This window comes from Actinomycetospora sp. CA-084318, from assembly GCF_050955885.1.
In the GTDB taxonomy this organism is placed as follows: domain Bacteria; phylum Actinomycetota; class Actinomycetes; order Mycobacteriales; family Pseudonocardiaceae; genus Actinomycetospora.
Genome location: NZ_CP192098.1, coordinates 1,149,116 through 1,174,530, shown reverse-complemented (window position 1 = coordinate 1,174,530; position 25,415 = coordinate 1,149,116). Strand labels below are relative to the sequence as shown.

The window sequence follows — 25,415 nt, the reverse complement described above, 5'->3', positions numbered from 1 at the left end:
GCGTCCACGCCGGAACCGCATCTGTAAATTTCACGATGCTACGGTGCTTCGTGAGTTCCTCGAACTTTACGCTGCGCCAGGTCGCGTACCTGGTCGCCGTCGCCGACCACGGCACGCTCGCGGCGGCCGCGGCGACGCTGCACGTCTCGCCGTCGGCGATCTCCGTCGCGCTCGACGAGCTCGACCGCGCCCTCGGCGTCCAGCTCACGCTCCGCCGCCGGGCGCACGGGGTGCAGCTGACCCCGGCCGGCCGCGCGGCGGTCACCCGCGGGCGGCGGCTGCTGCGCGACGCGGGCGAGCTCGCGACGAGCCTCGGCGAGGTCGCGGGGGTCGTCACCGTCGGCTGCTACCCGACGCTCGCGCCCACCGTCCTCGCCCCGTGGATCGCCGCCCTGCGCGAGGCGCACCCACGCACCCGGGTGGCGTTCGTCGAGGACGACCAGGACCGCCTGCAGCGCCGACTGCTCGACGGCGAGCTCGACCTGGCCGTCCTGTACGACCACGGCCTGTCCCCCGACCTCGACACCGAGCGGGTCGCCGCGAACCGCCCCTACCTGCTCGTCGCGCGCGACCACCGGGCGACCGGGCTGGCCGCCGTCGCCGACGAGCCGATGGTGCTGCTCGACCTGCCGCCCTCCTCCGACCACGCGCTCGCCGTCTGTCGCGACCTCGGCGTCAACCCGCGGATCGAGCACCGCACCCGGTCGACCGAGATGGTGCGGGCGCTCGTCGCGCAGGGCCTCGGGTGGTCGGTGCTGGCGCAGGCCGTTCCCGACGACGGGGTGGCGCGGGTCCCGCTGCCCGCCGACCCGCTGCCCGTGGTCGCCGCCCGGTCCCGGGCCGTCGCGCCCAGCCCGGTCGTCCGCGCGATGCTGGCCGCCCGCCCGTGAGCCGGCGACGGCACATCTCCGGCACCTGACGTCAGGACGGCGCCACTCGCGGGCGGCGAGGATCAGGACTCGCGCGCCGCCGCGATCACCGCGCCCAGGTCGCCGTGCAGCCGCAGCAGCTCCTCGACCGGCATCCCGAGCCGCTCGACGATCGCCGGCGGGATGCGTTCGGCCTCGGTGCGCAGCGCCCGCCCGGCCGCGGTGAGCGTGACGGCGAGCGTGCGCTCGTTGCCCGGGACGCGTCGTCGTTCCAGGTAGCCCTGGGCCTCCAACCGCTTGAGCAGCGGCGAGAGCGTCCCCGGGTCCAGGGCGAGCTTCTCCGACAGCGCCGTGACCGACAGCGGCTCGTCACCCCACAGCGCGAGCATCACCAGGTACTGCGGGTGCGTGAGCCCCATCGGCTCGAGCAGCGGGCGGTAGAGGGCGATCACCGAGCGCGCGGCCACCGCCAGCGCGAAGCAGACCTGGTTCTCGAGGGCGAGGGGGTCGATCTCCTCCGGGGCGGCCGTCACACCTCGGACCCTACACTTCGTGTGCATACTGTTGGGGTGCAAAGCGTCAAGCGGCCCGGTCCCCTGTGGTGGCTCTGGTACGCCTACGGCGGCGGGCTGCCGGAGCGCTTCGCGCCGTGGGTCCTGCACGACACCACCTGCCGCACCTGGTGGCTGCGCCACATCGCCCGGATCCTCGTGCAGATCGCACCGTTCGCGATCGCCATCATCGTGTTCGTCCCCGGGCCGCTGTGGCTGCGCACGATGTGCGCCCTCGGCGGCGGCATCATGGGCATGATCTTCGCGGTGGCGTACGTGCACGAGACCGCCGAGCACCGGCTGGTGAAGGCCGGGTTCCCACCCGGCACCGGGGTCGCCACGCGGGCCGAACGCGACCGCGAGAAGGACGAGGCCGCGGCGGCCCGGTACGCGGAGCGCTACCGCCGTTCCTGACGACGGTCGCGACGCTCAGCGACTCGACAGGACCTGACTCCCGTCGATCTTCCAGACGCCGTCCACCCGGACCATCCGGAACACCGTCCGCTCCTCGCTGGTGCGTCCGTCCCGGTACCCGTAGGTGACGGTGGCGTCCACCGCGTCGCCCGCGGCCGGGGACACCCCCCGGACGGTCACCTCGCGCATGTCGCCCCAGAACGCCGAGTACCCGGCGAACCCACCCGCGGTGTTCCGCTGGTACGACGGCGTCAGCCGCTGCCAGCCCTCGGCCAGGTCGGACGGGATCAGTCCGTAGTAGTCGACGACCGCCTGCTGCTGCGCGACCTGGTCGGGCGTGCCGGGGGCGGGCGGGGCGTCGGAGGCGTCCGAGGCGCCGGCCGCCGACCCGTCGTCGGGGGCCGTCCCGGACCCCGGGTCGGCCCGGTCGGTCGCCGTCGACGGACCGGTCGTGGCACCCCCGACCCCGCCGCCGTTCGTGCCCAGCACCAGGGCGACGACCGCGACGGCCGCCACGACCAGCACCGCGAGACCGATCAGCAGCGGCCGACGACGGGCCGCCGGTCCGGACTCCGCCCGTTCCTCGTCCCCCGGGGCGGGGTCGGCGCGGTGCGGGAGCGGGCGCGTGGGCCCGGGGGCGGGCGGCGCCGGGACCGGCGCGACCGCGACCCGACCGTCGGCCGTGCCCTCCGGCCCGGTGGACGGGGTCCGCGGGGTGACCGGCACCGTCGGGCCGGTCGCCGGGACCTCCTCGGGCCACGCGTCGGTCTCGACGTCGACCGCGGCGAGGCGTTCGAGTTCGTCGCGCACCTGGTGCATCTCGGGCCGGTGCACGGGGTCGGCGGCGAGCATGCGCTCGAGCAGCGGCGTGAGGCTGCCGGCCCGGCGCGGCGGTGGGTGGTCCCCGGAGGCGACCCGGTGCACCAGGGCCAGCGCGTTCTCGCCCGACCCGAACGGCGGCTCGCCCTCGACCGCCGCGTAGATCGTGGAGCCGAGCGAGTACACGTCGGAGCGGAAGTCGGCCGCCGCCCCGCGGGCGATCTCGGGCGCGAGGTAGGCGGGCGTGCCGGCCATCATCCCGCTCGAGGTGAGCGTGGCCTCGTCGATCGCGCGGGAGATGCCGAAGTCGGTCACCTTGACGACCCCGTCGGTACCGAGCAGGACGTTGCCGGGCTTCACGTCGCGGTGCACGATCCCGGCCGCGTGGGCCGCCGTGAGGGCCGCGGCGACCTGATGGCCCATCGCCGCGGCGGCGTGGGGGGTCAGCGGCCCGTCGGCGGCGACCACCTCGGCCAGGCTCCGCGACGCCAGGTACTCCATGACCAGCCACGGCTCGCCGTCGTGGTCGACGACGTCGAACATCGCGATGGCGTGCGGGTGGTGGATGCGGGCGACGAGCCGGCCCTCGCGCATCACGCGGTGGTGGGCCTGCTCCGTGCTGTGCTCGTCGACGCCGCCGGGCAGCCGGACCTGCTTGAGGGCCACCGTGCGCCGCAGCCGCTCGTCCTCGGCGCGCCAGACCACGCCCATCGCCCCGCTGCCGACCCGCGCGACGACGCGGTAGCGCTCGGCGATCAGCTCGTCCTCGGCCACCCCGGTGCCCCTCCCTCCCCCGTCCGCGAGGGCGGGAGTGCCCATCCGGGCCGCCCGGCATACGCCGTCCGAGGTCGACCGTGTGCCATCGCTGACGTCAGGTGACACCCGCGCGCCACCGCCGGCATCGGACACTCAGGACGCGAGCGCCGCCGCCGTCCGGTACCGCTCCACCAGCAGGGACGCCACCGCCGGGTGGTCGCCCAGCGGCTCGGCGACCACGGCCGCGCCCACCCCGGAGGCCCACCGGTGGAACACCCCCGGCGCGAGCAGCCAGGTCAGCAGCGCGACCGGGCCGTCCTGCGCCGCCACGACGTCGGCCAGGCGGGGATCGCCGCCCGCGACGTAGCCGACGGGCACCTCACCACCCACCCGCTCCCGCACGAGGGAGGCCGCCGTCTCGAGGTCGGCCTGCGCCACCGGGTCCGTCGACCCGGCCGCGGCGAGCACCACCCGCTCGTCGGACCACCCGGCGTCGCGCAGCCGCTCCAGGGCCGCGTCGACGAGGGCCGGGTCGGGGCCCAGCGGGTCGGTCACGCGCACGTCCGTGCGGCCCAGCGCGGCGAGCTGCTCGGGCACGTCGCGGCGCACGTGGAACCCCGAGGCGAGGAACGCCGGCACCACGACGACCGGGCCGGCGCCCAGCTTCGGCAGCAGGTCGGCCAGCTGCGGACGCGCGACGCCCGCCCAGGCCAGCCGCACCTCCTCGTCGGGAAGCAGCGACCGCACCCGCGTCAGCAACGCACCCCAGGTGGCCCGGCCGGCCGGGTCGTTGGTGCCGTGCGCCAGGACGACCAGCGTCACGAGGACGCCGCCACGTGCTCCTCCAGCCGCTTCACCATCGCCCCGAGGCGGAACCGCTCCGGCGCGATCGACGGGACGTCGAGCCGGTCGAGCGGAGCGGCCGTGACCGGCCCGACCGCGCACGCGAGCACCCCGCCCCGCAGCGCGCCCAGCAGCTCCTCGCGGCGTCCCACCGCCTCCGCCCGGTGCACCAGCCCCTCGACGGCCGGGGCGGACGTGAACGTGACCGCGTCGACCTCGCGGGACACGATCGCCGCGATCAGCGAGTCGACCGCCGGCAGGTCGGGCGGCGGCTCCCAGCGGTAGACGTGCACCTCCACGACCTCGGCCCCCGCCTCGCGCAGGGCGCCGAGGAACGACGTCATCGGGTCGCCGTGCAGCTGCACCGCGATCCGGCGGCCGGAGACCCCGACGGCGAGCAGGTGCTCCAGCACCTCCGGCGACGACTCGGTCTCGTCGGCCGACCACGCCTCGCGGAACCCCGCACCGCGGATCGCGCCCCGCGCCTTGGGCCCGCGGGCCAGCAACTCGGCGGCGGCCAGGACCGACCGCAGCCGCTCCCCCAGCCCCCACTCGTCGGCCACCTCGAGCCACCCACGGAACCCCTGGCCGGTGGTGGCGACGACGACGTCCGGCGGCGCGTCGAGCAGCGTCCGCGTGGTGGCGGCCAGGTCCGAGTCGTCGGCCAGCGGGACGATCCGCATCGTCGGCCCGTGCACCGTCGTGGCGCCCTTGCGGTGGAGCAGCTCGATCTGGTCGTCGGCGCGCCGGTCCGCCGTGACGCCCACGCGCAGCCCGCTCAGGGAGCCGTCAGCCACCCGACCCCACCTCCACCGTCCCGTTCACCACCCGCACAGGATAGGTCGCCACCCCGACACCCTCGTCCTCCAGCGCCCGCCCCGACTCCAGCGCGAAGTGCTGCTTGTACAGCGGCGAGGCCACCACGGGCGTCCCGCCGACGTCCCCGACGATGCCGCGCGAGAGCACCGAGGCGTTCGAGAACGGGTCGACGTTGTGCAGGGCGAACACACGGCCGTCGTGCAGCCGGAAGACCGCGACGGGCTCCCCGTCCACCAGCGCGCACACCCCGCGCTCCGGCTGGAGCCGCTCCAGCGGGCACACCTCCGTCCACCCCGTTCCCGACGAGCGCCCGGTGCCGGTCCGTTCGTCGAGCGCGGTCATGCGGGGGCTCCCATCGGGATGCGGGCTCCGTCGGTGATCGGCACGCCGCCCAAACCGAGAGCCGCCAGGTCGGTCGGCTGGCCCTCCTTCATCCCGGCCGGGACACGGCGGCCGAGGTGGTCGACGAACTCGATCGTCGGGTCGGGCACGCCGGGCGCGTTGACGAACGAGGTGAACCGCGCGAGCTTGTCGGGGTCGTCCAGGACGGCCGCCCACTCGTCGGCGTAGCCCGCGACGTGGCCGGCCATCTGCTCGTCGAGGGAGGCACAGATCCCCAGCGAGTCGGACATGATCACGTCGCGGAGGTGGTCGATGCCGCCCTCGAGCGACTCGATCCACGGCGCCGTGCGCTGCAGCCGGTCGGCGGTGCGGACGTAGAACATGAGGAACCGGTCGATCGTGCGGACGAGCGTCTCCGTGTCCAGGTCGGAGGCGATCAGCTCCGCGTGTCGCGGGGTGAATCCACCGTTGCCACCGAGGTAGAGGTTCCAGCCGGTCTCGGTGGCGATGACCCCGAAGTCCTTCGAGCGGGCCTCGGCGCACTCGCGCGCGCAGCCGGACACGCCGGACTTGAGCTTGTGCGGCGAGCGCAGCCCGCGGTAGCGCAGCTCCAGCGCGACCGCGAGCCCGACGGAGTCCTGCACGCCGTAGCGGCACCAGTCGGTGCCGACGCACGACTTCACCGTGCGCAGCGACTTGCCGTACGCGTGGCCGGACTCGAATCCAGCGTCGACCAGGCGGCGCCAGATGGCCGGCAGGTCGTCGACCCGTGCCCCGAACATGTCGATCCGCTGCCCGCCGGTGATCTTGGTGTAGAGCCCGAAGTCCCTCGCCACGGAGCCGATCGCGATGAGCCCCTCGGGCGTGACCTCCCCGCCGGGCAGCCGCGGCACCACCGAGTACGTGCCGTTGCGCTGCATGTTCGCGAGGAAGTGGTCGTTGGTGTCCTGCAGCGTCGCCTGTTCGCCGTCGAGCACGTGCCCGCCCGCGAGGGTGGCCAGCATGGAGGCGACGGCGGGCTTGCAGATGTCGCAGCCGCGGCCGGTGCCGTAGCCCTCGACGACCTCGGTGAACGTCCGCAGGCCCGTGACGCGCACGATCTCGTAGAGCTCCGCGCGCGACTGGCCGAAGTGCTCGCAGAGGGCCTTCGACACCTCGACGCCGCAGCTCGTGAGGACCTTCGCCAGGGTCGGCACGCACGAGCCGCAGGTCGTGCCGGCCCGGGTGCACGCCTTGAGCTGCGGCACCGTCGTGGCCTCGCCCGTGGTGATCGCCTCGACGAGCCGGCCCTTGGTCACCGCGTTGCAGGAGCAGATCTGGGCCGCGTCGGGCAGTGCCTCGAAGCCCACGGCCTCCCCGGCACCGGGCGCGATCAGCGCCATCGGGTCGCCGGGAAGCTCCGCGCCCAGGAACCCGCGCAGCGTGTCGTAGTCCGACGCGTCCCCGACGAGGATCCCGCCGAGCAGGGTGCGCGCGTCGTCGCTCACCACGAGCTTGGCGTAGGTCCCGGCGACCGGGTCGTCCACCCGCACCTCGAGGGCGCCGGGCGTCGTCGCGTGCGCGTCGCCGAAGGAGGCGACGTCGACGCCGAGCAGCTTGAGCTTCGTCGAGAGGTCGGCCTCGGTGAACCGGGCCCCGCCGTCGCCGGTGAGGCGCCCCGCCACGACCTCGGCCATCGCGTAGCCGGGCGCGACGAGGCCGTAGGTGCGGCCCTTCACCGCGGCCACCTCGCCGACGGCCCAGACGTGCTCGGCGGAGGTGCGGCAGCGGTCGTCGACCAGGACCCCGCCGCGTTCGCCGACCTCGAGGCCGATCTCGCGGGCCAGGCCGTCCGCGGGCCGGATGCCGGCGGAGAACACGACGACCGAGGCGTCCAGCTCGGTGCCGTCGGAGAGGGTGACGGTGAGCCCGCCGCGATGGTCCCGGGCGATCGAGCCGGTCGACACCCCGGTGTGCACGCGCAGCCCGAGGTCGGAGACGAGCCGCTGCAGCAGCGCCCCGCCGCCCTCGTCGACCTGCACCGGCATCAGCCGGGGCGCCATCTCGACGACGTGCGGCGAGAGCCCGAGCTGCCGCAGCGCGTTCGCCGCCTCCAGCCCGAGCAGCCCGCCCCCGACGACGACGCCCGCCCGGCGACCCGCGCCCGCCGTCGAGACGGCCTTCTCCGCCGCGGCGCGCAACCCGTCGAGGTCGTCGAGCGTGCGGTAGACGAAGACGTCGTCGAGGTCCCGGCCGGGCACCGGCGGCACGAACGGGACGCTGCCGGTGGCGAGGACGAGCTCGTCGTAGGCGACGGCGCGGCCCTTCGCCGTCCGCACCGAGCGGGCGGCGAGGTCGACGGACACGACGGGTTCGTCGAGGTGCAGCTCCACGAGCGGATCCGTGTGCTCGTCGAGGGTGAGGTCCTCGGCGGACGCGTCGCCCACGTAGGACGACAGGGCCACCCGGTCGTAGGCCGGACGGTTCTCCTCGGCCAGCACCACGACCTTCCAGGCGTCGGCGGTGTCGAGCCGGCGGAGGCTCTCGACGAACCGGTGGCCGACCATCCCGTGGCCGACGACGACGACCGTGCGGGGGTTCATGCGATGTGCTCCCTTCGGTCGCCCGTGAGTACTCATCCGTGCTCTGACGCGGATTAGTACTCACACGGCGAAGCCACCTACACGGACGCGTACGAGACCGTGGAGCCGGTCGTCGGGTCGGTCGCGGCCTTCGGGCGGCGCATGTAGACGAGGTAGGTGACGACGAAGCACACGGCGTAGAAGGCGAGGAACGCCCAGAACGCCGGCACGCCGCTCTTCACGGTGAGGAAGGACTGGCGGAAGGCCAGGTTGATCAGCAGCCCGCCGAAGGCCCCGATCGCCCCCGCGATGCCGATCACCGCGCCCGAGATCCGCCGGGCCCACAACAGGGCCGCGTCCGGGTCGGCGGGGGCAGCCGCGAGGGCCTTCGTCCGGAAGATCGCCGGGATCATCTTGTAGACCGAGCCGTTGCCGATCCCCGAGGTGATGAACAGCAGCGTGAAGCCGACGACGAACAGCGCGAGCGACTGCTGCCCGGACGCGACGATGCAGAGCAGGGCGGCCACGGCCATCGCGACGAAGTTCCAGAAGGTCACCCGGACACCGCCGATGCGGTCGGAGAGCCAGCCGCCGACCGGACGGATCAGCGAGCCGAGCAGCGGGCCGATGAAGGTGAGGGTCGCGGCCTGCAGCGGGGTGCGGCCGAACTGGTTCTGCAGCACGAGCCCGAACGCGAAGCTGTAGCCGATGAACGAGCCGAAGGTGCCGATGTAGAGGAAGGAGATGACCCAGGTCTGGGCCTGCGTCGTCGCCTCCTTCAGCGCGCCGGTGTCGTTGCGCACCGAGCTCAGGTTGTCCATGAACAGCGCCGAGCACAGGGTCGCCACGACGATGAGCGGGATGTAGACCCCGAGCAGGATGCGGATGCCGGTGACACCGCCGCCGGCCGTCGCGAGGATGAGCAGGCCGAGCAGCTGGATCACCGCGACGCCGAGGTTGCCGCCGCCGGCGTTGAGGCCGAGCGCGTACCCCTTGTGCCGGTCGGGGAAGAACGCGTTGATGTTCGTCATCGACGAGGCGAAGTTGCCGCCGCCGACGCCCGCGATCGCCGCGAGCACCATGAGCGTCGTGTAGCTGACGCCGGGCTGGACGACGAACGCCGCGAGGATCGTCGGGACCAGCAGCAGCGCCGCCGCGATGATCGACCAGTTCCGGCCGCCGAACACCGCCACGGCCATCGTGTAGGGCAGCCGCAGGAACGAGCCGACCAGCGTCGGCATCGCGACCAGGAAGAACTTGCCGGCCACGTCGAGCCCGAACGCCTCGTTCGGCATGAACAGCACGAGGACCGACCAGAGGGTCCAGATCGAGAACCCGATGTGCTCGGAGAACACCGAGAACCACAGGTTCCGGTTCGCGACCCGCTTGCCGCCGCCCTGCCAGAACGACTCGTCCTCGGGCCGCCAGTCGTCGATCCACCGCCCTCGGACCGGTCCCTCGGACCTGGTCTGCACCGTCATCCGCCCTGCCTCCCGCCGGGGGCGCGGTCGGGCGCCCCGTTCGGGACCGGACGGTAGGAACCGGGCGTTACGCGGCGGTGACGTCGTGTTTCAGGGCGACGACGGAAGGAGAGCGGCCCGCAACGGTCCTCAGAGCAGCTCGGTGATCACGCGCGCGGCGTGCTCGAGCCCGCGCAGCGACTCCTTGGTGCACGCCGGGTGCTGGGCGTGCACGGCCAGCCGGAAGAGCAGGCCGTGCAGCAGCATCTGCGGCCACTGGTCGAGGTGCGACCAGCGCGTGACGATGCCCGCGTCCGCCCCGCCCCAGGCGAGCGCGTCGACGACGACCACGGCCGCCGCCCACTCCACCGGCCGCCAGAACGGGACGACGTCCAGGACGGCGGGCGGGGTCTGGTCCTCCCCCGCCCCGGAGCCCTCGAACAGCACGGTGCCGAACAGGTCGCCGTGCACGAGCTGCAGCGGGAGCGTCGTCGCCACCCGACGCCGGACCAGCTCGGCGAACAGGTCCCCGCCGGTCTCGGGGTCGAGTGGCACCGTCCGCTCCCCGAACGCCGCGCGGTCGGCGCGGGCGAGGATGTCGTCACGGTCGTCGACCAGGCGCGGGCGGGACATCCGGGCGGTGGCACGGTGCAGGCGCAGCGAGACGGCGACGACGTCGTCGTGCCGCGGCCGGACCTCGCCCGCGACGTCGTGGCAGGCCGACCAGCCCGAGACCACGCGGCGGCCGTCGGAGGCGCGCACGGGGCGGGCGAGGCGGATGCCGTCGACGCCGCCGGCGGCGAGCTCCTCGAGGGTCGCGGCGGACCAGGCGGCGAGCACGGTGTCCGACACGGGGCGCAGCAGCACCCCGTCGCAGGTCCACGCCGGGCCGGGCAGGTGCGGCCGCGGGCGGGGCACCGAGTCCCGCACCCCGAAGGCGGTCCGGACGTGCAGCGGAGGGCCCTCGGGCTCCCCGTCCGCCGACGATCCCTGCGACGAGTCCTGAGCCACCGCGGTCATCGTTCCCCCGTCGCCGAGAAGGCCCTGCCCGTCACGCTCCGCACGCTATACCCGACACGGGTCGAGTCAGGGGCACAGGCCCCGGCGTGTCCGTCCCCGCCGGTCGACGCGGGGTTCGGCGCTCAGCGGTCGTCGACCAGGCGTAGCACCCGCCTCACCCGGTCGAGCCACCACGTGGCCCGGTCCGGGGACATCGCGTTCCCGACGAGGGGTCGGGGCGCCCCGGGCAGCACCGGCAGGGTCCCGGCGGCCGGCACCAGGGACGCGGCGACCGTGTCCTGCGCGAGCAGGCTCGTCGTCCCCAGCCCGCACGCGTAGGGCAGGTCGGGCAGCGCCCCGGCCAGCGCGAGCCCGGCGGCGAGCCCGACCGAGCTCTCCACCGCGGACGACACCACGCACGGCAGCCCGACCGCCTCCGCGATCCGCAGCGCCGCCGCGACCCCGCCGAGCGGGGCGACCTTGACCACCGCGACGTCCGCCGCCTCCGCCTCGACCACCCGCATCGGGTCGGACGCCCGGCGGATCGACTCGTCGGCCGCGACCGGGACGTCGACCCGCCGCCGGACGGCCGCCAGCTCCTCGACCCCGGCGCACGGCTGCTCGACGTACTCCAGCCCGCTCGCGGCGCGGTCCAGGGCCCGGACGGCGGCGACCGCCGCGTCCACCGACCAGCCGCCGTTCGCGTCGACCCGCACCCGCCCCGCCGGCCCGAGCGCGGCGCGCACCGCCTCGACGCGGGCGAGGTCCTCGGCCGGATCCTGGCCGGCCTCCGCGACCTTCACCTTCGCCGTCGAGGCCCCCGAGTCCGCGGCGATCCGGTGCGCCTGCTCGGGCCCGACGGCGGGCACGGTCGCGTTCACCGCGACGCGGTCGCGGACCGGGGTCGGCCAGGCCGGGCCGAGCGCGGACTCCAGGGCGCACCGCAGCCAGGGCACGGCCTCGTCGTCGTCGTACTCGACGAAGGGGCAGAACTCGCCCCACCCGCCGTCGGGACCGGAGAGCAGCAGCGTCTCGCGGACCGTGATGCCCCGGAACCGCACGCGCATCGGCAGCGCGACGGGACGGGCCCGGAGTTCCACGCCGCCGACGGTGGTGACGAGATCGTCCACCCGCCGACGGTAGCCGTCCCCGATGATCAGCGAGCACTCCCGGCGGTGGGGCGGCCCGGCGCGGGACCGAGGGTGCTCGATGATCATGGGCGGGGCGGCGGCCTACCGTGGGGGACATGGACCGCACCCGCCCCGTCGAGGTCGTCGCCACCGACGGGTCCGCCGCGGCCGCCCGCGCCCTCGGCGAGCGCCTGGTCGCGGCGGTCTCCGGCCACGGCCCGGCGATCCTGCCGACCGGGCCCGACGACCCGCCGCCGCCGGCACGGCTGACGGCCCCGGTCGCGCCGGGCGTGGCCGCGGTCGTGACGACCTCCGGGTCGACCGGTGTCCCGAAGGCCGTCCTGCTCAGCGGCACCGCGCTCGCCGCCTCGGCCGTGTCCACCGCCGCCCGCCTCGGCGGTGAGGGCCGGTGGCTGCTCGCCCTGCCCGCCCACCACGTCGCGGGGGTGCAGGTGCTGCTGCGCTCGGCGCGCGCGGGGGTGCCGGCCGCGGTGATGGACCTGCGCGAGGGCTTCCGGCCGGACGCGTTCGCGGCGGCGGTGCGGGCTGCCGACCCGCCCGTGTCCCGGCTGTCCCTGGTGCCCACGCAGCTGCGGCGGCTGCTGGACGACGACGGCGCGGGGCTGGACGCCCTGCGGCGGTTCGGCGCCGTGCTGCTCGGCGGGGCGGCCGCGGAGGCCGCGCTGCTGGAGCGGGCGCGCACGGCGGGCGTGCGGGTGGTCACGACCTACGGCATGAGCGAGACCTGCGGTGGCTGCGTGTACGACGGTGTGCCGCTGGACCGGGTCGGCGTCGAGATCGAGGACCCGGACCCGTCCGGCGCCGGACGGATCGTGCTCGGCGGCGCGACGGTGGCCGACGGCTACCAGGGGCTCGACGACCCGGCGTTCCTGCCCGGGCGCCGGTTCCGGACGTCCGACCTCGGACGGTTGCGGCCCGACGGGCGGCTCACGGTGCTCGGGCGCGCCGACGACGTCATCGTCACCGGCGGGGAGAAGGTGCCGCCGGTGGTCGTCGAGCAGGCGCTCCTGACGGTGCCCGGGGTGCGCGAGGCGTGCGTGGTGGGGGTGCCGGACGCCGAGTGGGGGGCGCGGGTGGTCGCCGTGGTCACCGGCACCGGCCTGGAGCCCGACGCGGTGCGCGGGGCCGTCGCCGACCGGCTCGGCCGGGCCGCCCCGCGGGCCGTGCGGGTGCTCGACGAGCTGCCGCTGCGCGGGATCGGCAAACCCGACCGCGCCGCCGTGCGTGATCTCTTCCACCCGTCGTCGGGGGCAACACCGGCGTAACGGCGGGGTGGTGCCATGGGCGGCGTGCACCTGCTCGTGCTGACCGGGGCGGCCACGGTGGACGAGCTGCTGCCCGGCCTCGCGATGCTCCCCGACCACCGGGTCACCCTCGGCGCCCTCACCGCGGCCGACGCGGTGACCTCGGCCGTCGACGTCGACCTGGTCGTCCTCGACGCCCGCACCCGCCCGTTCGCCGCGGCCGGGCTCGCGGCCACGGTCGACGCCGTGCGCCCGGGCCTGCCGGTGGCGGTGGTCGTCGGACCGGACGCGGCCTTCCCGGTCGAGGACGGGGCGCCGGTCGACGCCCTGCTCCTGCCCGACGCCTCCCCGGCCGAGGTGGCGGCGCGGCTGCGCCTGGCCGCGCGCCCCGTGCCGCCCGCCCCGCGAGCCCGGCGCGCACTCGTGCCCCCGCCCGGCGCACTCGTGGTGGACGATCTCGTCGTCGACCCCGCCGCCTTCCAGGCCTGGTTCGCGGGCCGTCCCCTCGCCCTCGCCCGCCGCGAGCTGCAGCTGCTGGCCGCCCTCGCCGCGCGGCCCGGGCGCCCGATGACCCGGACCGCCCTGCTGCACCTCGTGTGGGGCCCGCAGCACACCGGCAGCGCCCGCACCGTCGACGTCCACGTCCGGGCGCTGCGCCGCGCGCTGGGTCCCGGACGCGACCTGATCCGCACCCTGCACGGCACCGGCTACGCGCTCTTCCCGACGACCGGTCCGCCGGCTCCGGCCCGCCCCGCGCCGCCCGCGCGGACGGCCGCGCCGCTGCGTCCGGAGGAGGCACTGGGGTCGCCGTCCGCACCGGGCCGACCGGGCGGACGGGACGCGCCGGGCGACGTCGTCGCGAGCAAGCGGGCCGGGCTGCCGCTCGACCTGCACGCCGTCACCGCGGGTCGGCTCGGCGCCCTCGAGCGGTACAGCCTCAAGACGCTCGGGGCCTGCTCGGAGCGCGACGACGGGCGGTTCCTGCTGCGGGCCCGGACGCGCGGCCGCGTCCCGGGCGACGCCGCCCGCGCCCTCGCCGCCCTCCTGCGCGAGCGCGACCTCGAGGCCGTGCACCTGACCACCCGCCAGCAGCTCGAACTGCACGCCGTCCCGGCCGCGCGGGTCGTCGACACCCTCGACGCCCTGCACGCCGCAGGGCTGGACACGGCCGCGACCTGCGGGCACACCGTGCGCGGGGTGACGAGCTGCCCGGACGCGGGCGTGTCCGCCGAGGAGCCCTTCGACTGCACCCCCGACGCCGAGCGGCTGACCGACTCGCTGCTGCGGCTCGGCCCCGAGCTGAACACCCGCCTGCCGCAGCGGTTCACGGTGAGCCTCGGCGGCTGTCCCGGGTGCCGCGCCCAGGCCAAGGTCTCCGACGTCGGGCTCGTGTCGGTCCTCGACGACGCGGGGCGGCCGGGCTACGAGCTGTGGGTCGGCGGTGGGCTCGGGCGGTCGCGCCCCACGCTCGCGACCCGGCTCACCGGGTTCGTCGCGCGCACCGACCTGCTCCCCGCCGTGCACGCGGTCCTCGCCGTGTTCCTGGCTCACGGGGCGTTCGAGAGCCCGAACCGCGCCCGGCTCAAGTTCCTCGTCGCCCGGCTCGGGACCGACCGGTTCCGGGCCCTGGTGGCCGAGGCGGAGGCCGACCTGCGCGACCGGCCGTGGCCGCTGCCCGCGCCGCTGGGCGAGGTGCGTGCTCCGGGCGTCCCCGACGGGCCGGCCCCGCGGCACGGCTGGGGCGACGACGTCCGGCCGCAGCGCACCCCGGGCCTCGCGACCGTCACGGTCACCGTCCCGTTCGGCACCCTGACCGCGGACGCGCTGGAGCTGCTCGCCTCGTGCACGTCCGACGCGCTGCAGCTCACGAAGGAGCAGAACGTCGTGCTCCGCGACGTGCCGGTCGCCGAGGTCGGGGCGCTCGCCGCGCGGGTGGCGGCGGTCGGCCTGGCCGTGCACACCGACCGGCCCGCCCGCGACGTGCGGGCCTGCGTCGGCGCCCCGTCCTGCGCGCTCGGCATCACCCCGACCCGCGACCTCGCCCGCGCCCTCTGGCACCTGCCGGCCCTGCGCCGGAACTCGGGCGTGGCCGTCAGCGTGTCCGGCTGCCCGGCGTCGTGCGCCCGGCACCAGGCCGCCGACCTCGGACTGGCCGGGAACCTCGTGGCGCTGCGCGGGCGGCGCGTCCCCGGGTACCGGGTGCACCTGGGTGGGGACCTCGGGCGCGACCGGCTCGGCACGGTGCTCGGTCGGGTCGCCGCGGGGCAGGTCACCGTGCTCGTCGACCAGGTCGTGCGCACCTGGGAGGAGCTGCGGGTGGGGCACGAGTCGCTGGCCGACAGCGTCACGCGGGCCGGGCTGGAGCCGTTCGTCTCCGGGTTGCGGGGCCTGCCCGGCCTGGCCTGGGAGCCCGGCGACGACGAGGCGCCCGGCCTCCCGCTCCTCGCTTCCCCCGGTCGTCCCCGCCCGGCATCCTCGGAGGTATGACCGGACCACGGGTCGCCGTCGTGGGCGCAGGGATCGGCGGCTCCACGGTGGCCCTCGCGCTGGCCCGCCGCGGCGTCGACGTCGCGGTGTACGAGCGCCGGCCGGGCGTGCCGCCGGTCGGGTCGGGACTCGGCCTCGCGCGCAACGGCCGCCTGGTCCTCACCGGGCTCGGCCTCGGTCCCGCGCTCGACCGCACCGGGGCGCCGATCACGTCGATGCGCCTGCTCGACGCCGCGGGGACCGAGCGCGCGCACTACGACGTCGGCGCGCTGCTCGGCCTGCGCCGGGCCGACCTGCTGGGGATCGTCCTCGACGCCCTGCCGGCCGGCCTGGTCCACCACGGGCGGGAGTGCGTGGGGGTGGAGGTCGGTGACCGGCCCCGCGTCCGCTTCGCCGACGGCTCCGTCGAGTCCGCGGACCTGGTGGTCGGGGCCGACGGGCTGCACTCGCGGGTGGCCGCGGCCGTCGGCCCGCGCCCGGACCTGGCGCCGTCCGGGACCTCCGCGCTGCGCGGCTTCGTCGACGGCCGCGGGCTGCCGGACGCGGTGCGCCACGGGCAGAACGCCTGGCTCGGCCTCGACCGTCACCTGCTCGCCTATCCGGTCGACCGCGTGGGGACCCTGAACTTCGCCGCGTTCGTGCCCCGCCCACCCGGTGACGCGGGCGACTGGTCGTTCCGGGTCGATCCCGACGACGTCCGGGCCGCGTTCGCCGGGTGGGACCCCGACCTCACCGCGCTCCTCGCCCGCGCCGACGAGGTCTACCGCTGGGACCTCGCCGACCGCGACCCGTTCACCCCGTGGACCCGGGCCGGGATGGTGCTGCTCGGCGACGCCGCCCACCCGATGCTGCCGCACATGGGGCAGGGCGCGAACCAGGCGATCGAGGACGCCGCCGTGCTCGCGGCGCTGCTCGCCGACGTCGGGGACCGGTCGGCTCTCACCGCCCGGCTCGCCGCCTACGAGCGCGAACGGGCGCCGCGCACCGCCCGCGTCCAGGACGGGTCCCGGCGCAACGGCCGGGCCTTCTCGGGCGGGTCGAGCTCGCCGGGCGGGGCCGACCTGTCGTGGGTGTACGGCTACGACGCCCCGGCCGTGGGCCTGGCGGCCGCGCGCCGGTCCTGACCCCCGGCCGCCGCCGCGTCGGCGGCCAGGGCGATCACCAGGCTGGCCCCGAGCAGCGGGAGCGCCGCGGCGACGAGCACCGTCCCGGCCACCACCCCGACCTGCCACGGCCGCGACAGCGCGAGGAACGCCCCGCGCGGCGGCGCGGTGCCGCCCCGACGGCCCGGACCGCGGCGCCACCACAGCACGTAGCCCCACACGATCCCGCAGGTCAGACCGAGGGCGAGGGCGGCGAGCACGATCTGGTTCGCCAGTCCGAAGAGCATGCCCATGTGCGCGTCCACACCCCAGCGGGCGAGCTTCGCCGCCAGCGGCCAGTCCGCGAAGTGCACGGTGTCGATCACGGTCCCCGACGACGGGTCGACCGCCACGGCGTCGAGGTGCGTCGAGTTCCGCAGCCCCTCGAGCGGCCCGACGACGGGGTCGGAGCCGGAGACGACGCGGCTGATCTCGCCCACGGTCGTCGTCCCGCCGGGCTCGGTGGCGGGCACGACCTCCAGCGGTCCGGTCAGGCCGGCGCGCAGGGCCGAGGTGTGGGCGGCCTCGACGGCCTCCGGCAAGATCGCCGGCGCCGGGGCGGCCGGTGTCGGGCCCATGTCCATGCCCGCCATCCCGGCGTGCTCGCCCGTCGACGAGGTGACCGAGGGCGTGTCCCAGGCCATCGCCCCGCGCAGCGCGGTCACGTTCGCCCCGGCGTAGGTCGACCACGTGAGGCCGGTGGCGGCGAGGAAGAGGAGCCCGATCACGGCCCACAGCCCGACGGTGCCGTGCCAGGACAGGAGGCGGGCCCGGCGTCCGGACGCGGCCCGCGGCAGCAGCAGGGCGCGCGCGGAGGCGCGGCGTCGTCGCCACCTGCCGACCCAGAGCACGAGACCGCCCAGGGCGAGCACCCACAACCAGCTCGCGGCGAGCTCGGCGTAGAGCCGGCCGGGGTCGCCGAGGTGCAGGTTGTCGTGGAGCTGGTCGACCCACTCGCGCAGCGGCAGCGCCTGGGAGCCGCCGTAGGTGGGCAGCACGCCGGTGACCGCGCCGGTGTGCGGGTCGACGAAGGCGGTCCGGTAGTGGCTGGAGTCGCCGAGGTCGGGCGCGGCGAAGATCACGCGGGTGGTGTCGGTCGGGGTCGGCGCCGGCCGGACCGAGCTGAGCTCCGCGCCCGGCACCGCGGCCTGCCCGGCGGCGACCTGCGCCGCGAGCGGCAGCGACGACGGTGCGGCCGGGACGGTGAGCACGCCGCGGTAGAGCAGCGGCTCGATCGAGGGCGTGAGCGTGTAGAGGAACCCGGACAGGGCCGCGACCAGCAGGAACGGCCCGACGATCAGGCCGGACCAGAAGTGCACCCGGAGCAGCAGCGCCCGCAGCGGGGACGTCCCGGGACCCCTCGTCGGGGGCGCGGCGGTGGTGGGGGTCGGGCTCTGGTCGACGCTCATCGAGGGTCAGGTCGCCCGGGACGCCGCCGGAGTTCCCGCCGGGGCGCCCGTCACGTCCCCGTGCCCGGTTCGGCCTAGGGTCGCCCCGTGGACGCACCGCTCTTCGACAGCTCGGTCTGGCGCCCGGTGGAGGGCTTCGACTTCTCCGACATCACCTACCACCGGTCGGTCGAGCTGGGCTGCGTACGCATCGCCTTCGACCGGCCGGAGGTGCGCAACGCGTTCCGGCCGCACACCGTCGACGAGCTCGCCACCGCGCTCGAGCACGCGCGGACCTCGGCCGACGTCGGCGTGGTCCTGCTGACCGGCAACGGCCCCTCCCCGCGCGACGGCGGGCACGCGTTCTGCTCCGGCGGCGACCAGCGCATCCGGGGCCGCACGGGCTACCAGTACGCGTCGTCGGAGACCGAGGTGTCCGCCGACGAGCGCGGCCGGGCGGGCCGTCTGCACATCCTCGAGTGCCAGCGGCTCATCCGGTTCATGCCGAAGATCGTGATCGCCGTGGTCAACGGGTGGGCCGCGGGCGGCGGGCACTCGCTGCACGCCGTCTCGGACCTGACGCTGGCCTCGGCCGAGCACGCCCGCTTCAAGCAGACCGACGCCGACGTCGGCTCCTTCGACGGCGGGTACGGCTCGGCCTACCTCGCCCGTCAGGTCGGGCAGAAGTTCGCCCGCGAGATCTTCTTCCTCGGCCGGACCTACACCGCCGAGCAGATGCACCACATGGGCGCGGTGAACGAGGTCGTGCCGCACGCCGAGCTGGAGACCACCGCGCTGCAGTGGGCCCGGGAGATCCTCGGCAAGTCCCCGCAGGCCCAGCGGATGCTCAAGTACTCGTTCAACCTGATCGACGACGGCCTGGTCGGTCAGCAGCTCTTCGCCGGCGAGACGACGCGACTGGCCTACATGACCGACGAGGCCGTGGAGGGCAAGGAGTCGTTCCTGGAGAAGCGCACGCCCGACTGGGCGCCGTTCCCCTGGTACTACTGAGCGCGCCCGCCCCCGCCGCGCGCTCCGGGTCCCCTGGGCCCGCTCCTGCGATCCGGTGTGACTGTCAGACCCTCGCACTAGTGTTCGAATCATGCCGCAGGACCTGCTCAGCAGCCCCCGCTCCGAGTTCGCCGCGAGACTGGCCGACTCGGGGTTGTCGCTGCTCGCGCGCGCCGTCGCGGCGGGCGCGATCGGCGGGCCCGGCGTCCGGGCGGTGCTCGACCAACTCGCGTCTCTGGCCGCCGACGGGTACGACGACCCCGCCCTCGCGGAGGCCGAGGAGTTCCTGACCTCCGTCGCCGCGGCCACCGACCCGGCACACGTCGCGCAGGACCTGCGCGTGCACTGCGAGCGGGTGTTGCGGCCCCACCTCGACGACCGTGACGACGAGCCGGACGACGATACGCCGTGGTCGGGCGAGGCCGCGACCGACGAACCGCTCGCCCGCCCCGGCCGTCGGGCACGCCGAGCTCGGGTGACCGAGACGCGGACCGCCTCGGTCCGAGGGTGTATCGATGACCCTCATGGTGGACCGACGGCTCGACCGGCTGCTCGAGGCGCGGGAGACGGGCGCGCGGGTCCCTCGCGACCCCGAGCTGCACCTCGACGCGGCGTACACCGTCGCGGCGGAGCTCGAGCGCCGGCTCACCGAGCGGGGGAACCGCCGGGTCGGACGCAAGATCGGGTTCACGAACCGGGCCGCGTGGGACGCCCACGGGCTCGACCGACCGATCTGGGCGCCCGTCTACGACACCACGCTCACCCGCACGACGAGCCTCTCCCTCGGCGCGCTGCCCGAGCCGCGCCTGGAACCGGAGATCGTCGTCGGGGTGGCGCGGCACCCGGAGATCGCCTGGGCCGCGATCGGCATCGAGATCGTGGCGAGCCACCACCCGGGCTGGACGTTCTCGCCGGCCGAGGCGGTCGCCGACTTCGGCCTGCACGCGATGCTGGTCCTCGGTCCCCCGCTGCCGGTCGACGCCCTGGAGGACGTCGAGGTCACGCTGTCCGGCCCGGGCTTCTCGACGACGGGTCGGGGCGCGAACGCCCTCGGCGGGCCGCGGCGCGCCCTCGCGGCGCTCGCCGACCTGCCGGGCGCCGCCCCCGTCGCCGACGGCGAGATCGTGACCACCGGGACGCTCGTCGACCCGCCGTGGATCGAACCGGGGCAGCGGTGGACCGTGAGCGTCACGGGTGGTCCGGAGCTGACCGTCACCACCCGGCCCTGAGGAGGAGAACACCGTGTGCACCGAGGCGCCCGATCCCGCCGCCGTCGCCTTCGCGGCCCCGCGACCCGTCGTCGGGGAGGCCGTGGACCCCGTGGTGCTCGCGCCGGTCGACGCGCTGACGATCACGGTCCTGGTCGACAACTCGTTCGACGCCCTGCTCGCCGAGGCGCCCGGGGTGTCCCGTGGGCGGCTCGGCACCGGACCGGGGCTCGAGGCGGGCCAGTACGTCGACGGGCTCGCCCGGCCGGGGCTGATCGCCGAGCACGGGTTCTCGGCCCTGGTCACGGTGACGCGGGACGGGCACGACCACACGCTGCTCTTCGACACGGGCGTCTCCCCGGAAGGCATGGCCACCAACGGTCGTCGGCTCGACGTCGACCCCGGCGACATCGGCGCTGTCGTGCTCTCGCACGGCCACGCCGACCACACCGGCGGGTTCCCGGGTCTGGAGCGTTGGCTCGGCCGGGCCGCGAGCCCCCTGGTGCTGCACCCGGTGGCGTTCACCCGGCGCCGGCTGGCACCGCCCGGCGGGGAGCCGTTCGTCATGCCGCAGCTCGACCGCGCCGCCCTGACCGGCGACGGCATCGAACTGATCGAGCGCCGGGACCCGTCGTTCCTGCTCGGCGGCAGCGTGCTGGTCACCGGCGAGGTCGACCGCACCACCGAGTTCGAACAGGGCATGGCCTTCCACGAGGCCCTCGTCGACGACACCTGGACCCCCGACCCGTGGATCGTCGACGACCAGGCGCTGGTGGTCGACGTCCGCGGGCTCGGCCTCGTGGTGCTCACCGGTTGCGGGCACGCCGGCGCGGTGAACATCGTCCGGCACGCGTTGCGCCTGACCGGGCACGACCGCCTCCACGCCCTGCTCGGCGGACTGCACCTCACCGGCCCGGGCTTTGAGCGGATCATCGAGCCGACCGTGGCCGCGCTGGCCGACCTCGCACCCGACGTCGTGGTGCCCGCCCACTGCACGGGGTGGCGGGCGCAGATGCGGCTCGCCCAGGAACTCGGCGACGCCTTCGTGCCGGGTGCGGTGGGCAGCCGCTACACGTTCGCGGCCTGACCGCGCGCGAGAGGGACATCAGACACGCCACCGGACCGCGGGCGCTGCCTGGTGTCCCTCTCGCGTACGGCCGAGTCGTCGCGCACCCGCGAGTGGGACGCTACACAGCCTGTGGGGCCGCAGGAGCTGCCTGGCGTCCCCCTCGCGGCGGCCTCAGCGACGGTGTCGGCTGGGGGCGTCCAGGTTCGTGAAGCGATCGTCGACGGACTCCGACCGGTGGCTCCCCCGGGCCCGCGTCGACGGCGGAGGCGGGGTGTCGTCCGCGCGGCGGCGCCGACCGGACGGCCGCGACGGTTCCGCCGACGACTGCGACGACTGCCGCTGCGGCTGCGGCTGCGGCTGCGGCTGCGGCTGCGGCTGCGACGACGACTGCCGCCGCGGCTGCGGCGACGGCGACCCCGACGTCTCCGCCCCGAACGACATCAGCCGGCGACGCCCCGTCGGCGCGCGCCCGACCACTCCGGTCACGGCGTCCAGCTCGGGCGCCTGCCGGGTCGTCACCGTCACCGCGTCCGGGTGCGGCCGTCCCGGCACCGGCGTCGGGGCGCTGGGAGTCCGCGGACCCGGCGTCGGGAAGGGCGGGCGGACCGCCGGGCCGGGGAGCGACGACGGGCCCGCGCGGCGGGAGTCGGGGACCGGGAGGGGCGCGCGGAAGCGCGGGTCGTGGCGGAAGTCCGACGCGGGGCGACGCGCGTTGAGCGCGGCGAGCGGGCTCTCCTGCGTCTCGGCCGGCACGACCATCCCGCCCGCGGGGATCTCCGGCGGACGCGGCGCCTCGCGGCGCGGACCGCGCGGGCGCAGCGGCCGCTGCGCGGGTCCGGGGATCAGCGCGGGTCGGCGGCCGGCCGCCAGGTCCTCGATCCACCCGAGGCCGAGGGCGAGCACCACCGTGAGCACCACCGCGGTCCCGATCAGCGGCCCCGTCCCGGTCCAGCCGAACCGGTCGTCGATCGTCGGCGCGAGGGCGATCGCCACGTTGTGCCAGAGGTAGATCGTCACGGCGCGGGCGTTGATCACGGTGATCACGCGACCGAGGAGCGGGATGCGCTCCAGCCACGCCAGCCGCGGCGTGTAGCGCAGGACGAGCAGCACCGCGCCGAGCGAGACGAGCGCCTGACCGAGCGGGATGTCGTTGAGGTCGATGCCGTTGTCGCCGGCCGGGTTGGCCAGCGCCCACGCGACGCCGGCGCCGATCGCGGTCCCCGCCGCCAGCAGCGCCCATCCCCACGGCATGCGCCGCAGCGACCCGTCGCGGTGGGCGAAGCCGAGCATCCAGCAGCCGGCGAAGATCGACGCGTCGATCAGCGCGGTGCCGACCGCCCCGAAGTCCCGCACCGCCCCGCCGAGCACCGCGTCCAGCGCGACCAGCGCCAGCGGCACGGCGATCGCCACGCCCGGCCGACGTCGCCACGCCCACAGCAGTGCCGGGGTGAGCAGCACCAGCCACAGGTAGGTGCGGATGTACCAGAGCACCACCGTCGCGTCGCCGGCCCACTCGCTGCCCGGCGGGTCCAGCACCGGGACCAACCAGAACAGCCACTCGGACGCGCTCGGGGTCTCGTCCGGTCCGAACCCGTGCCACACCATGATCGGCACGACGATCAGGCCGAACAGCCAGAACGGCGGGAGCAGGCGCTTGAGCCTGCGGCCGATCACGTCGACCGCCTCCGCCCGCGCCAGCGACGCCAGTATCAGCGACCCGCCGAGCGCGAACATCACGCCCATCGACGGGAAGACGAACGAGAGCCACCCCCAGCCGACGACGTGGTAGCCGATCACGCGCACCAGCGCGATCGCCCGGAGCACGTCGAGCCAGCGGGTCCGCTCCAGCGGCTTGTCGTCCTTCCCGACGGCGGGCGTGGCCGGCGTCGACGGTGTGGCGTTCCTGCCACTGGATGACAGCAACGACGCTTTGCTGCCACTGGGAGTCGGCGCCGGCACCGGGACCGGGGCCGCCTGCCCCGGCATGAGCGCCTTCAGCGCGCCGAGCCGCTGGATCCGCTGCCAGCGCACCCGCCCGCCGGTGACGGCGGAGAGCAGCGAGCGCAGCAGCACCGCGTACATCAGCGGCCGGTACAGGACCTGTTGCACCGGCGCGACCCACAGCGGCCCCATCGGCTCGCCGTCGAGCCGGAACGCGTAGGCGGCGGCCGCGGTCTGCACCGCGAGCATCGAGCCCCACAGCACGAGCGTCAGCGCGGCGTCGCCGAAGAGCAGGCCGTAGACGAAGAAGACGTCCACCAGCGGCGCGGCCAGCGGGAACAGCACCTGGAAGATCCCGATGTGGCCGAGCCCGAGCCACCCGGTGCGCCCGGACGCGCCGCGCTCGCGGACCGACCGGCGGTGCTTCCAGACCGCCTGCATCGTCCCGTAGGTCCACCGGTACCGCTGCCGCCAGAGTTGGGACAGCGTCGTCGGGGCCTCGGTCCAGGCGACCGCGCGCTCCTCGTAGACCACCCGCCAGCCGGCCCGGCCGAGCGCGATCGTCAGGTCGGTGTCCTCGGCGAGCGTGTCGAGCGAGAGCCCGCCGACCTCGAGCACGGCCTCGCGCCGGAACGCCCCGGCCGCGCCGGGGATCGTCGTGATGGCGCGCAGCGTGTCCTGCACGCGCCGGTCGACGCCGAAGCCGACCACGTACTCGATGTGCTGCAGGCGCGGGATCAGCGCGGCGCGGTTCGCGACCTTCACGTTGCCCGCGACCGCCCCGATCCCGGGGTCCGCGAACGGGGCCACGAGGTGGGCGATGGTGTCCGGCTGGAACACCGTGTCGCCGTCCATCATCACGACGATGTCGTGCCTGGCCCGGGCGACACCGGTGTTCAGCGCGATCGGCTTGCCGCTGTTGGGCTGGCGGATCACGCGGACGGCGGGCAGCGCGAGGGACTCGACGAGCTCCGCGGTGCCGTCGGTGGACCCGTCGTCGACGACGAGGATCTCCAGCGGGTGGTCGTTCGCGAGGATCGAGCGCAGCGTGGCCTCGATGTTCTCGGTCTCGTTGTACGCCGGGACGATCACCGAAACCGGGGGCGCGGTGGTCGGCGGCGGGCCCCAGGAGAAGGCGGGGTCCCGACGACGACGGGCGTGGCGGCGCGCGACGACGAGCGTCAGCAGCAGCCGCAGCACGACGATCGACCCGACCGCGATGAGCAGGCCCTGCAGCACACGGACGGTGCCGGTCGCGAGGTCGACGGCCTCGACGAGGCCGCCGCCGACCAGGCGGTCGCGGTTCGAGGCGGGGGCGTGCGCGGAGGGCGCGCCGACGGCGCCGGTGACGGTGTCGAAGCGGTAGCCCTGCGCCTGCAGCTCGGGGATGAGCCGGTCGAGGGCGGCGACGGTCTGCGAGCGGTCGCCGCCGGCGTCGTGCAGCAGGACCGTCGCGCCCACCCCGCCGCGCGGGGTGGCGTTCCGGACGATCGCGTCGACGCCGGGGCGCTGCCAGTCCTCGCCGTCGACGTCGGTGAAGACGTTGACGTAGCCGTCCTGGCCCGACTCGAGCACGGCGGAGTAGGCGCGGTCGTCGATCGCGTCGGGGGTGGACGAGTACGGCGGCCGGATCAGGTAGGTGGTCTCGCCGGTGGCGCCGGCGATCGCGAGCTGCGTCTCGCCGAGCTCGCGTTCGAGGCGCCAGCGCGGGACCTGGGAGAGGTCGGCGTGGGTGAACGTGTGGATGCCGATCTCGCTGCCGGAGGCGCGGATCTGGCGCAGCAGGTCCGGGTGGCGCACGCCGAGCGAGCCGACGACGAAGAAGGTCCCCGGCACCCGGTGCTTCGCGAGCACCGCGAGGATCTGCGGGGTCCAGGTCGGGTCCGGACCGTCGTCGAAGGTGAGGGCGATGGTGCGCGGCGGGAGTCCGGTCGAGCGCGCCGGGTCCACCCGGCCGTCGACGAACGTGCCCCCGCGCGACACCGACGGCGGGACCGCGGCGCTCTCACCCTGGTCGTGGTTCGCGTCGTTGCCGATCGTGGCGTTCACGAGGCCGGTGACCCCGAGGACCGTCGCCACGAGCAGGCCGAGCACGATGACGACGAGCCACGTCCCGAACGACGGTCCGGAGCGCCCCGCGGCCGACCGACGTGCCACGCGCGTTCACCCGCCCTCGCTCGTCAGGGGCCACGCTCCGTGACCGTGTCCGCAGTGTGACATCTCGGTCCGGTCACGCGACGGAAGCCTGACAGTGCCAGTTCACGGTGGGTCATCACGTCCGGGCGATGTGTCTGGTTCGTCCGCAACGTCGTCACGGTCCGGAGTGTCGGCGCCGGACTTG

At 75.5% G+C, this 25,415-nt stretch carries 19 protein-coding genes; 8 read left to right on the top strand and 11 right to left on the bottom strand.

The window, feature by feature from the left end; genetic code table 11:
• The first annotated feature begins 50 nt into the window (after positions 1-50).
• Positions 51-890 carry a LysR family transcriptional regulator gene (locus ACQPYX_RS05770; RefSeq protein ID WP_433801951.1) on the top strand — a complete coding sequence of 280 codons (840 nt, stop codon included), beginning with the start codon at positions 51-53 and terminating at the stop codon, positions 888-890.
• Between the two features lie 62 nt (positions 891-952).
• On the opposite strand, the gene ACQPYX_RS05765 is transcribed toward ACQPYX_RS05770, so the two are convergent.
• Positions 953-1,429 (bottom strand): MarR family winged helix-turn-helix transcriptional regulator, encoded by a 477-nt coding sequence (locus ACQPYX_RS05765; protein WP_433801950.1) that lies wholly within the window; start codon positions 1,427-1,429, stop codon positions 953-955.
• A 9-nt stretch (positions 1,430-1,438) separates the two neighbouring features.
• On the opposite strand from ACQPYX_RS05765, the gene ACQPYX_RS05760 reads away from it, so the two are divergent.
• Positions 1,439-1,834: a DUF5313 family protein gene (locus ACQPYX_RS05760; RefSeq protein WP_433801949.1), complete on the top strand. Its 396-nt coding sequence runs from the start codon at positions 1,439-1,441 to the stop codon at positions 1,832-1,834.
• A gap of 15 nt (positions 1,835-1,849) precedes the next feature.
• Here the strand turns inward: ACQPYX_RS05760 and ACQPYX_RS05755 are convergent, their stop codons facing one another.
• The 8 genes from ACQPYX_RS05755 to ACQPYX_RS05720 all read right to left on the bottom strand — a co-directional run bounded on the left by ACQPYX_RS05755 (position 1,850) and on the right by ACQPYX_RS05720 (position 11,500).
• Positions 1,850-3,427 (bottom strand): serine/threonine-protein kinase, encoded by a 1,578-nt coding sequence (locus ACQPYX_RS05755; RefSeq protein ID WP_433801948.1) that lies wholly within the window; start codon positions 3,425-3,427, stop codon positions 1,850-1,852.
• A gap of 135 nt (positions 3,428-3,562) precedes the next feature.
• A complete protein-coding gene (locus ACQPYX_RS05750; protein ID WP_433801947.1) occupies positions 3,563-4,231 on the bottom strand; it encodes a sirohydrochlorin chelatase in 669 nt (222 codons plus the stop codon).
• The gene (locus ACQPYX_RS05745) at positions 4,228-5,049 is read right to left on the bottom strand and encodes a uroporphyrinogen-III synthase (RefSeq protein ID WP_433801946.1); all 822 of its coding nucleotides are present in this window, start codon (positions 5,047-5,049) and stop codon (positions 4,228-4,230) included. Before ACQPYX_RS05745 ends, ACQPYX_RS05750 begins: the two co-directional genes overlap by 4 nt.
• On the bottom strand, positions 5,042-5,413 hold the full coding sequence (nirD, locus tag ACQPYX_RS05740) for a nitrite reductase small subunit NirD (RefSeq protein ID WP_433801945.1): 372 nt from the start codon (positions 5,411-5,413) through the stop codon (positions 5,042-5,044). The genes ACQPYX_RS05745 and nirD overlap by 8 nt, the downstream gene beginning before the upstream one ends.
• Complete coding sequence (gene nirB, locus ACQPYX_RS05735) at positions 5,410-7,995, bottom strand: nitrite reductase large subunit NirB (protein WP_433801944.1); 2,586 nt, start codon at positions 7,993-7,995, stop codon at positions 5,410-5,412. Before nirB ends, nirD begins: the two co-directional genes overlap by 4 nt.
• A 77-nt stretch (positions 7,996-8,072) precedes the next feature.
• Positions 8,073-9,455, bottom strand: a complete 1,383-nt coding sequence (locus ACQPYX_RS05730) for a nitrate/nitrite transporter (RefSeq protein WP_433801943.1) — start codon at positions 9,453-9,455, stop codon at positions 8,073-8,075.
• 129 nt (positions 9,456-9,584) lie between these two features.
• Positions 9,585-10,454 carry a TIGR02569 family protein gene (locus ACQPYX_RS05725; RefSeq protein WP_433801942.1) on the bottom strand — a complete coding sequence of 290 codons (870 nt, stop codon included), beginning with the start codon at positions 10,452-10,454 and terminating at the stop codon, positions 9,585-9,587.
• Between the two features lie 122 nt (positions 10,455-10,576).
• Positions 10,577-11,500 carry an o-succinylbenzoate synthase gene (locus ACQPYX_RS05720; RefSeq protein ID WP_433803680.1) on the bottom strand — a complete coding sequence of 308 codons (924 nt, stop codon included), beginning with the start codon at positions 11,498-11,500 and terminating at the stop codon, positions 10,577-10,579.
• 179 nt (positions 11,501-11,679) lie between these two features.
• Here ACQPYX_RS05720 and menE point away from each other — a divergent pair, with 179 nt between their 5' ends.
• Genes menE through ACQPYX_RS05705 form a run of 3 tightly spaced genes read left to right on the top strand, consistent with a single transcriptional unit; the run spans position 11,680 to position 16,439 of the window.
• Entirely contained in the window at positions 11,680-12,849 is a 1,170-nt protein-coding gene (gene menE / locus ACQPYX_RS05715) for an o-succinylbenzoate--CoA ligase (RefSeq protein WP_433801941.1), read from the top strand.
• Positions 12,850-12,864: 15 nt separating this feature from the next.
• A complete protein-coding gene (locus tag ACQPYX_RS05710) occupies positions 12,865-15,315 on the top strand; it encodes a winged helix-turn-helix domain-containing protein (RefSeq protein ID WP_433801940.1) in 2,451 nt (816 codons plus the stop codon).
• Positions 15,312-16,439 carry an FAD-dependent oxidoreductase gene (locus ACQPYX_RS05705; RefSeq protein WP_433801939.1) on the top strand — a complete coding sequence of 376 codons (1,128 nt, stop codon included), beginning with the start codon at positions 15,312-15,314 and terminating at the stop codon, positions 16,437-16,439. The genes ACQPYX_RS05710 and ACQPYX_RS05705 overlap by 4 nt, the downstream gene beginning before the upstream one ends.
• Here the strand turns inward: ACQPYX_RS05705 and ACQPYX_RS05700 are convergent.
• The gene (locus ACQPYX_RS05700; protein WP_433801938.1) at positions 16,394-17,866 is read right to left on the bottom strand and encodes a PepSY-associated TM helix domain-containing protein; all 1,473 of its coding nucleotides are present in this window, start codon (positions 17,864-17,866) and stop codon (positions 16,394-16,396) included. The genes ACQPYX_RS05705 and ACQPYX_RS05700 overlap by 46 nt on opposite strands.
• An 87-nt stretch (positions 17,867-17,953) precedes the next feature.
• Between ACQPYX_RS05700 and ACQPYX_RS05695 the strand changes: the two genes are divergently transcribed.
• The 3 genes from ACQPYX_RS05695 to ACQPYX_RS05685 all read left to right on the top strand — a co-directional run bounded on the left by ACQPYX_RS05695 (position 17,954) and on the right by ACQPYX_RS05685 (position 21,151).
• Positions 17,954-18,856, top strand: coding sequence for a 1,4-dihydroxy-2-naphthoyl-CoA synthase (locus ACQPYX_RS05695; RefSeq protein ID WP_433801937.1), 903 nt, complete (start codon positions 17,954-17,956; stop codon positions 18,854-18,856).
• A 515-nt stretch (positions 18,857-19,371) separates the two neighbouring features.
• On the top strand, positions 19,372-20,085 hold the full coding sequence (locus ACQPYX_RS05690; RefSeq protein ID WP_433801936.1) for a 2-keto-4-pentenoate hydratase: 714 nt from the start codon (positions 19,372-19,374) through the stop codon (positions 20,083-20,085).
• Positions 20,086-20,098: 13 nt separating this feature from the next.
• Complete coding sequence (locus ACQPYX_RS05685; RefSeq protein WP_433801935.1) at positions 20,099-21,151, top strand: MBL fold metallo-hydrolase; 1,053 nt, start codon at positions 20,099-20,101, stop codon at positions 21,149-21,151.
• A 153-nt stretch (positions 21,152-21,304) separates the two neighbouring features.
• Here the strand turns inward: ACQPYX_RS05685 and ACQPYX_RS05680 are convergent, their stop codons facing one another.
• Positions 21,305-25,231 carry a glycosyltransferase gene (locus ACQPYX_RS05680; protein ID WP_433801934.1) on the bottom strand — a complete coding sequence of 1,309 codons (3,927 nt, stop codon included), beginning with the start codon at positions 25,229-25,231 and terminating at the stop codon, positions 21,305-21,307.
• Between the last annotated feature and the right edge of the window lie 184 nt (positions 25,232-25,415).

What these genes read in the sequence shown, in the direction of transcription:
- ACQPYX_RS05710 (WP_433801940.1), top strand. Translation starts at nt 12,865, where the DNA reads ATGGGCGGCGTGCACCTGCTCGTGCTGACCGGGGCGGCCACGGTGGAC.
- nirD (WP_433801945.1), bottom strand. Translation starts at nt 5,413, where the DNA reads ATGACCGCGCTCGACGAACGGACCGGCACCGGGCGCTCGTCGGGAACG.
- ACQPYX_RS05700 (WP_433801938.1), bottom strand. Translation starts at nt 17,866, where the DNA reads ATGAGCGTCGACCAGAGCCCGACCCCCACCACCGCCGCGCCCCCGACG.
- menE (WP_433801941.1), top strand. Translation starts at nt 11,680, where the DNA reads ATGGACCGCACCCGCCCCGTCGAGGTCGTCGCCACCGACGGGTCCGCC.
- ACQPYX_RS05730 (WP_433801943.1), bottom strand. Translation starts at nt 9,455, where the DNA reads ATGACGGTGCAGACCAGGTCCGAGGGACCGGTCCGAGGGCGGTGGATC.
- nirB (WP_433801944.1), bottom strand. Translation starts at nt 7,995, where the DNA reads ATGAACCCCCGCACGGTCGTCGTCGTCGGCCACGGGATGGTCGGCCAC.
- ACQPYX_RS05690 (WP_433801936.1), top strand. Translation starts at nt 19,372, where the DNA reads ATGACCCTCATGGTGGACCGACGGCTCGACCGGCTGCTCGAGGCGCGG.
- ACQPYX_RS05765 (WP_433801950.1), bottom strand. Translation starts at nt 1,429, where the DNA reads ATGCACACGAAGTGTAGGGTCCGAGGTGTGACGGCCGCCCCGGAGGAG.
- ACQPYX_RS05720 (WP_433803680.1), bottom strand. Translation starts at nt 11,500, where the DNA reads ATGCGCGTGCGGTTCCGGGGCATCACGGTCCGCGAGACGCTGCTGCTC.
- ACQPYX_RS05705 (WP_433801939.1), top strand. Translation starts at nt 15,312, where the DNA reads ATGACCGGACCACGGGTCGCCGTCGTGGGCGCAGGGATCGGCGGCTCC.
- ACQPYX_RS05725 (WP_433801942.1), bottom strand. Translation starts at nt 10,454, where the DNA reads ATGACCGCGGTGGCTCAGGACTCGTCGCAGGGATCGTCGGCGGACGGG.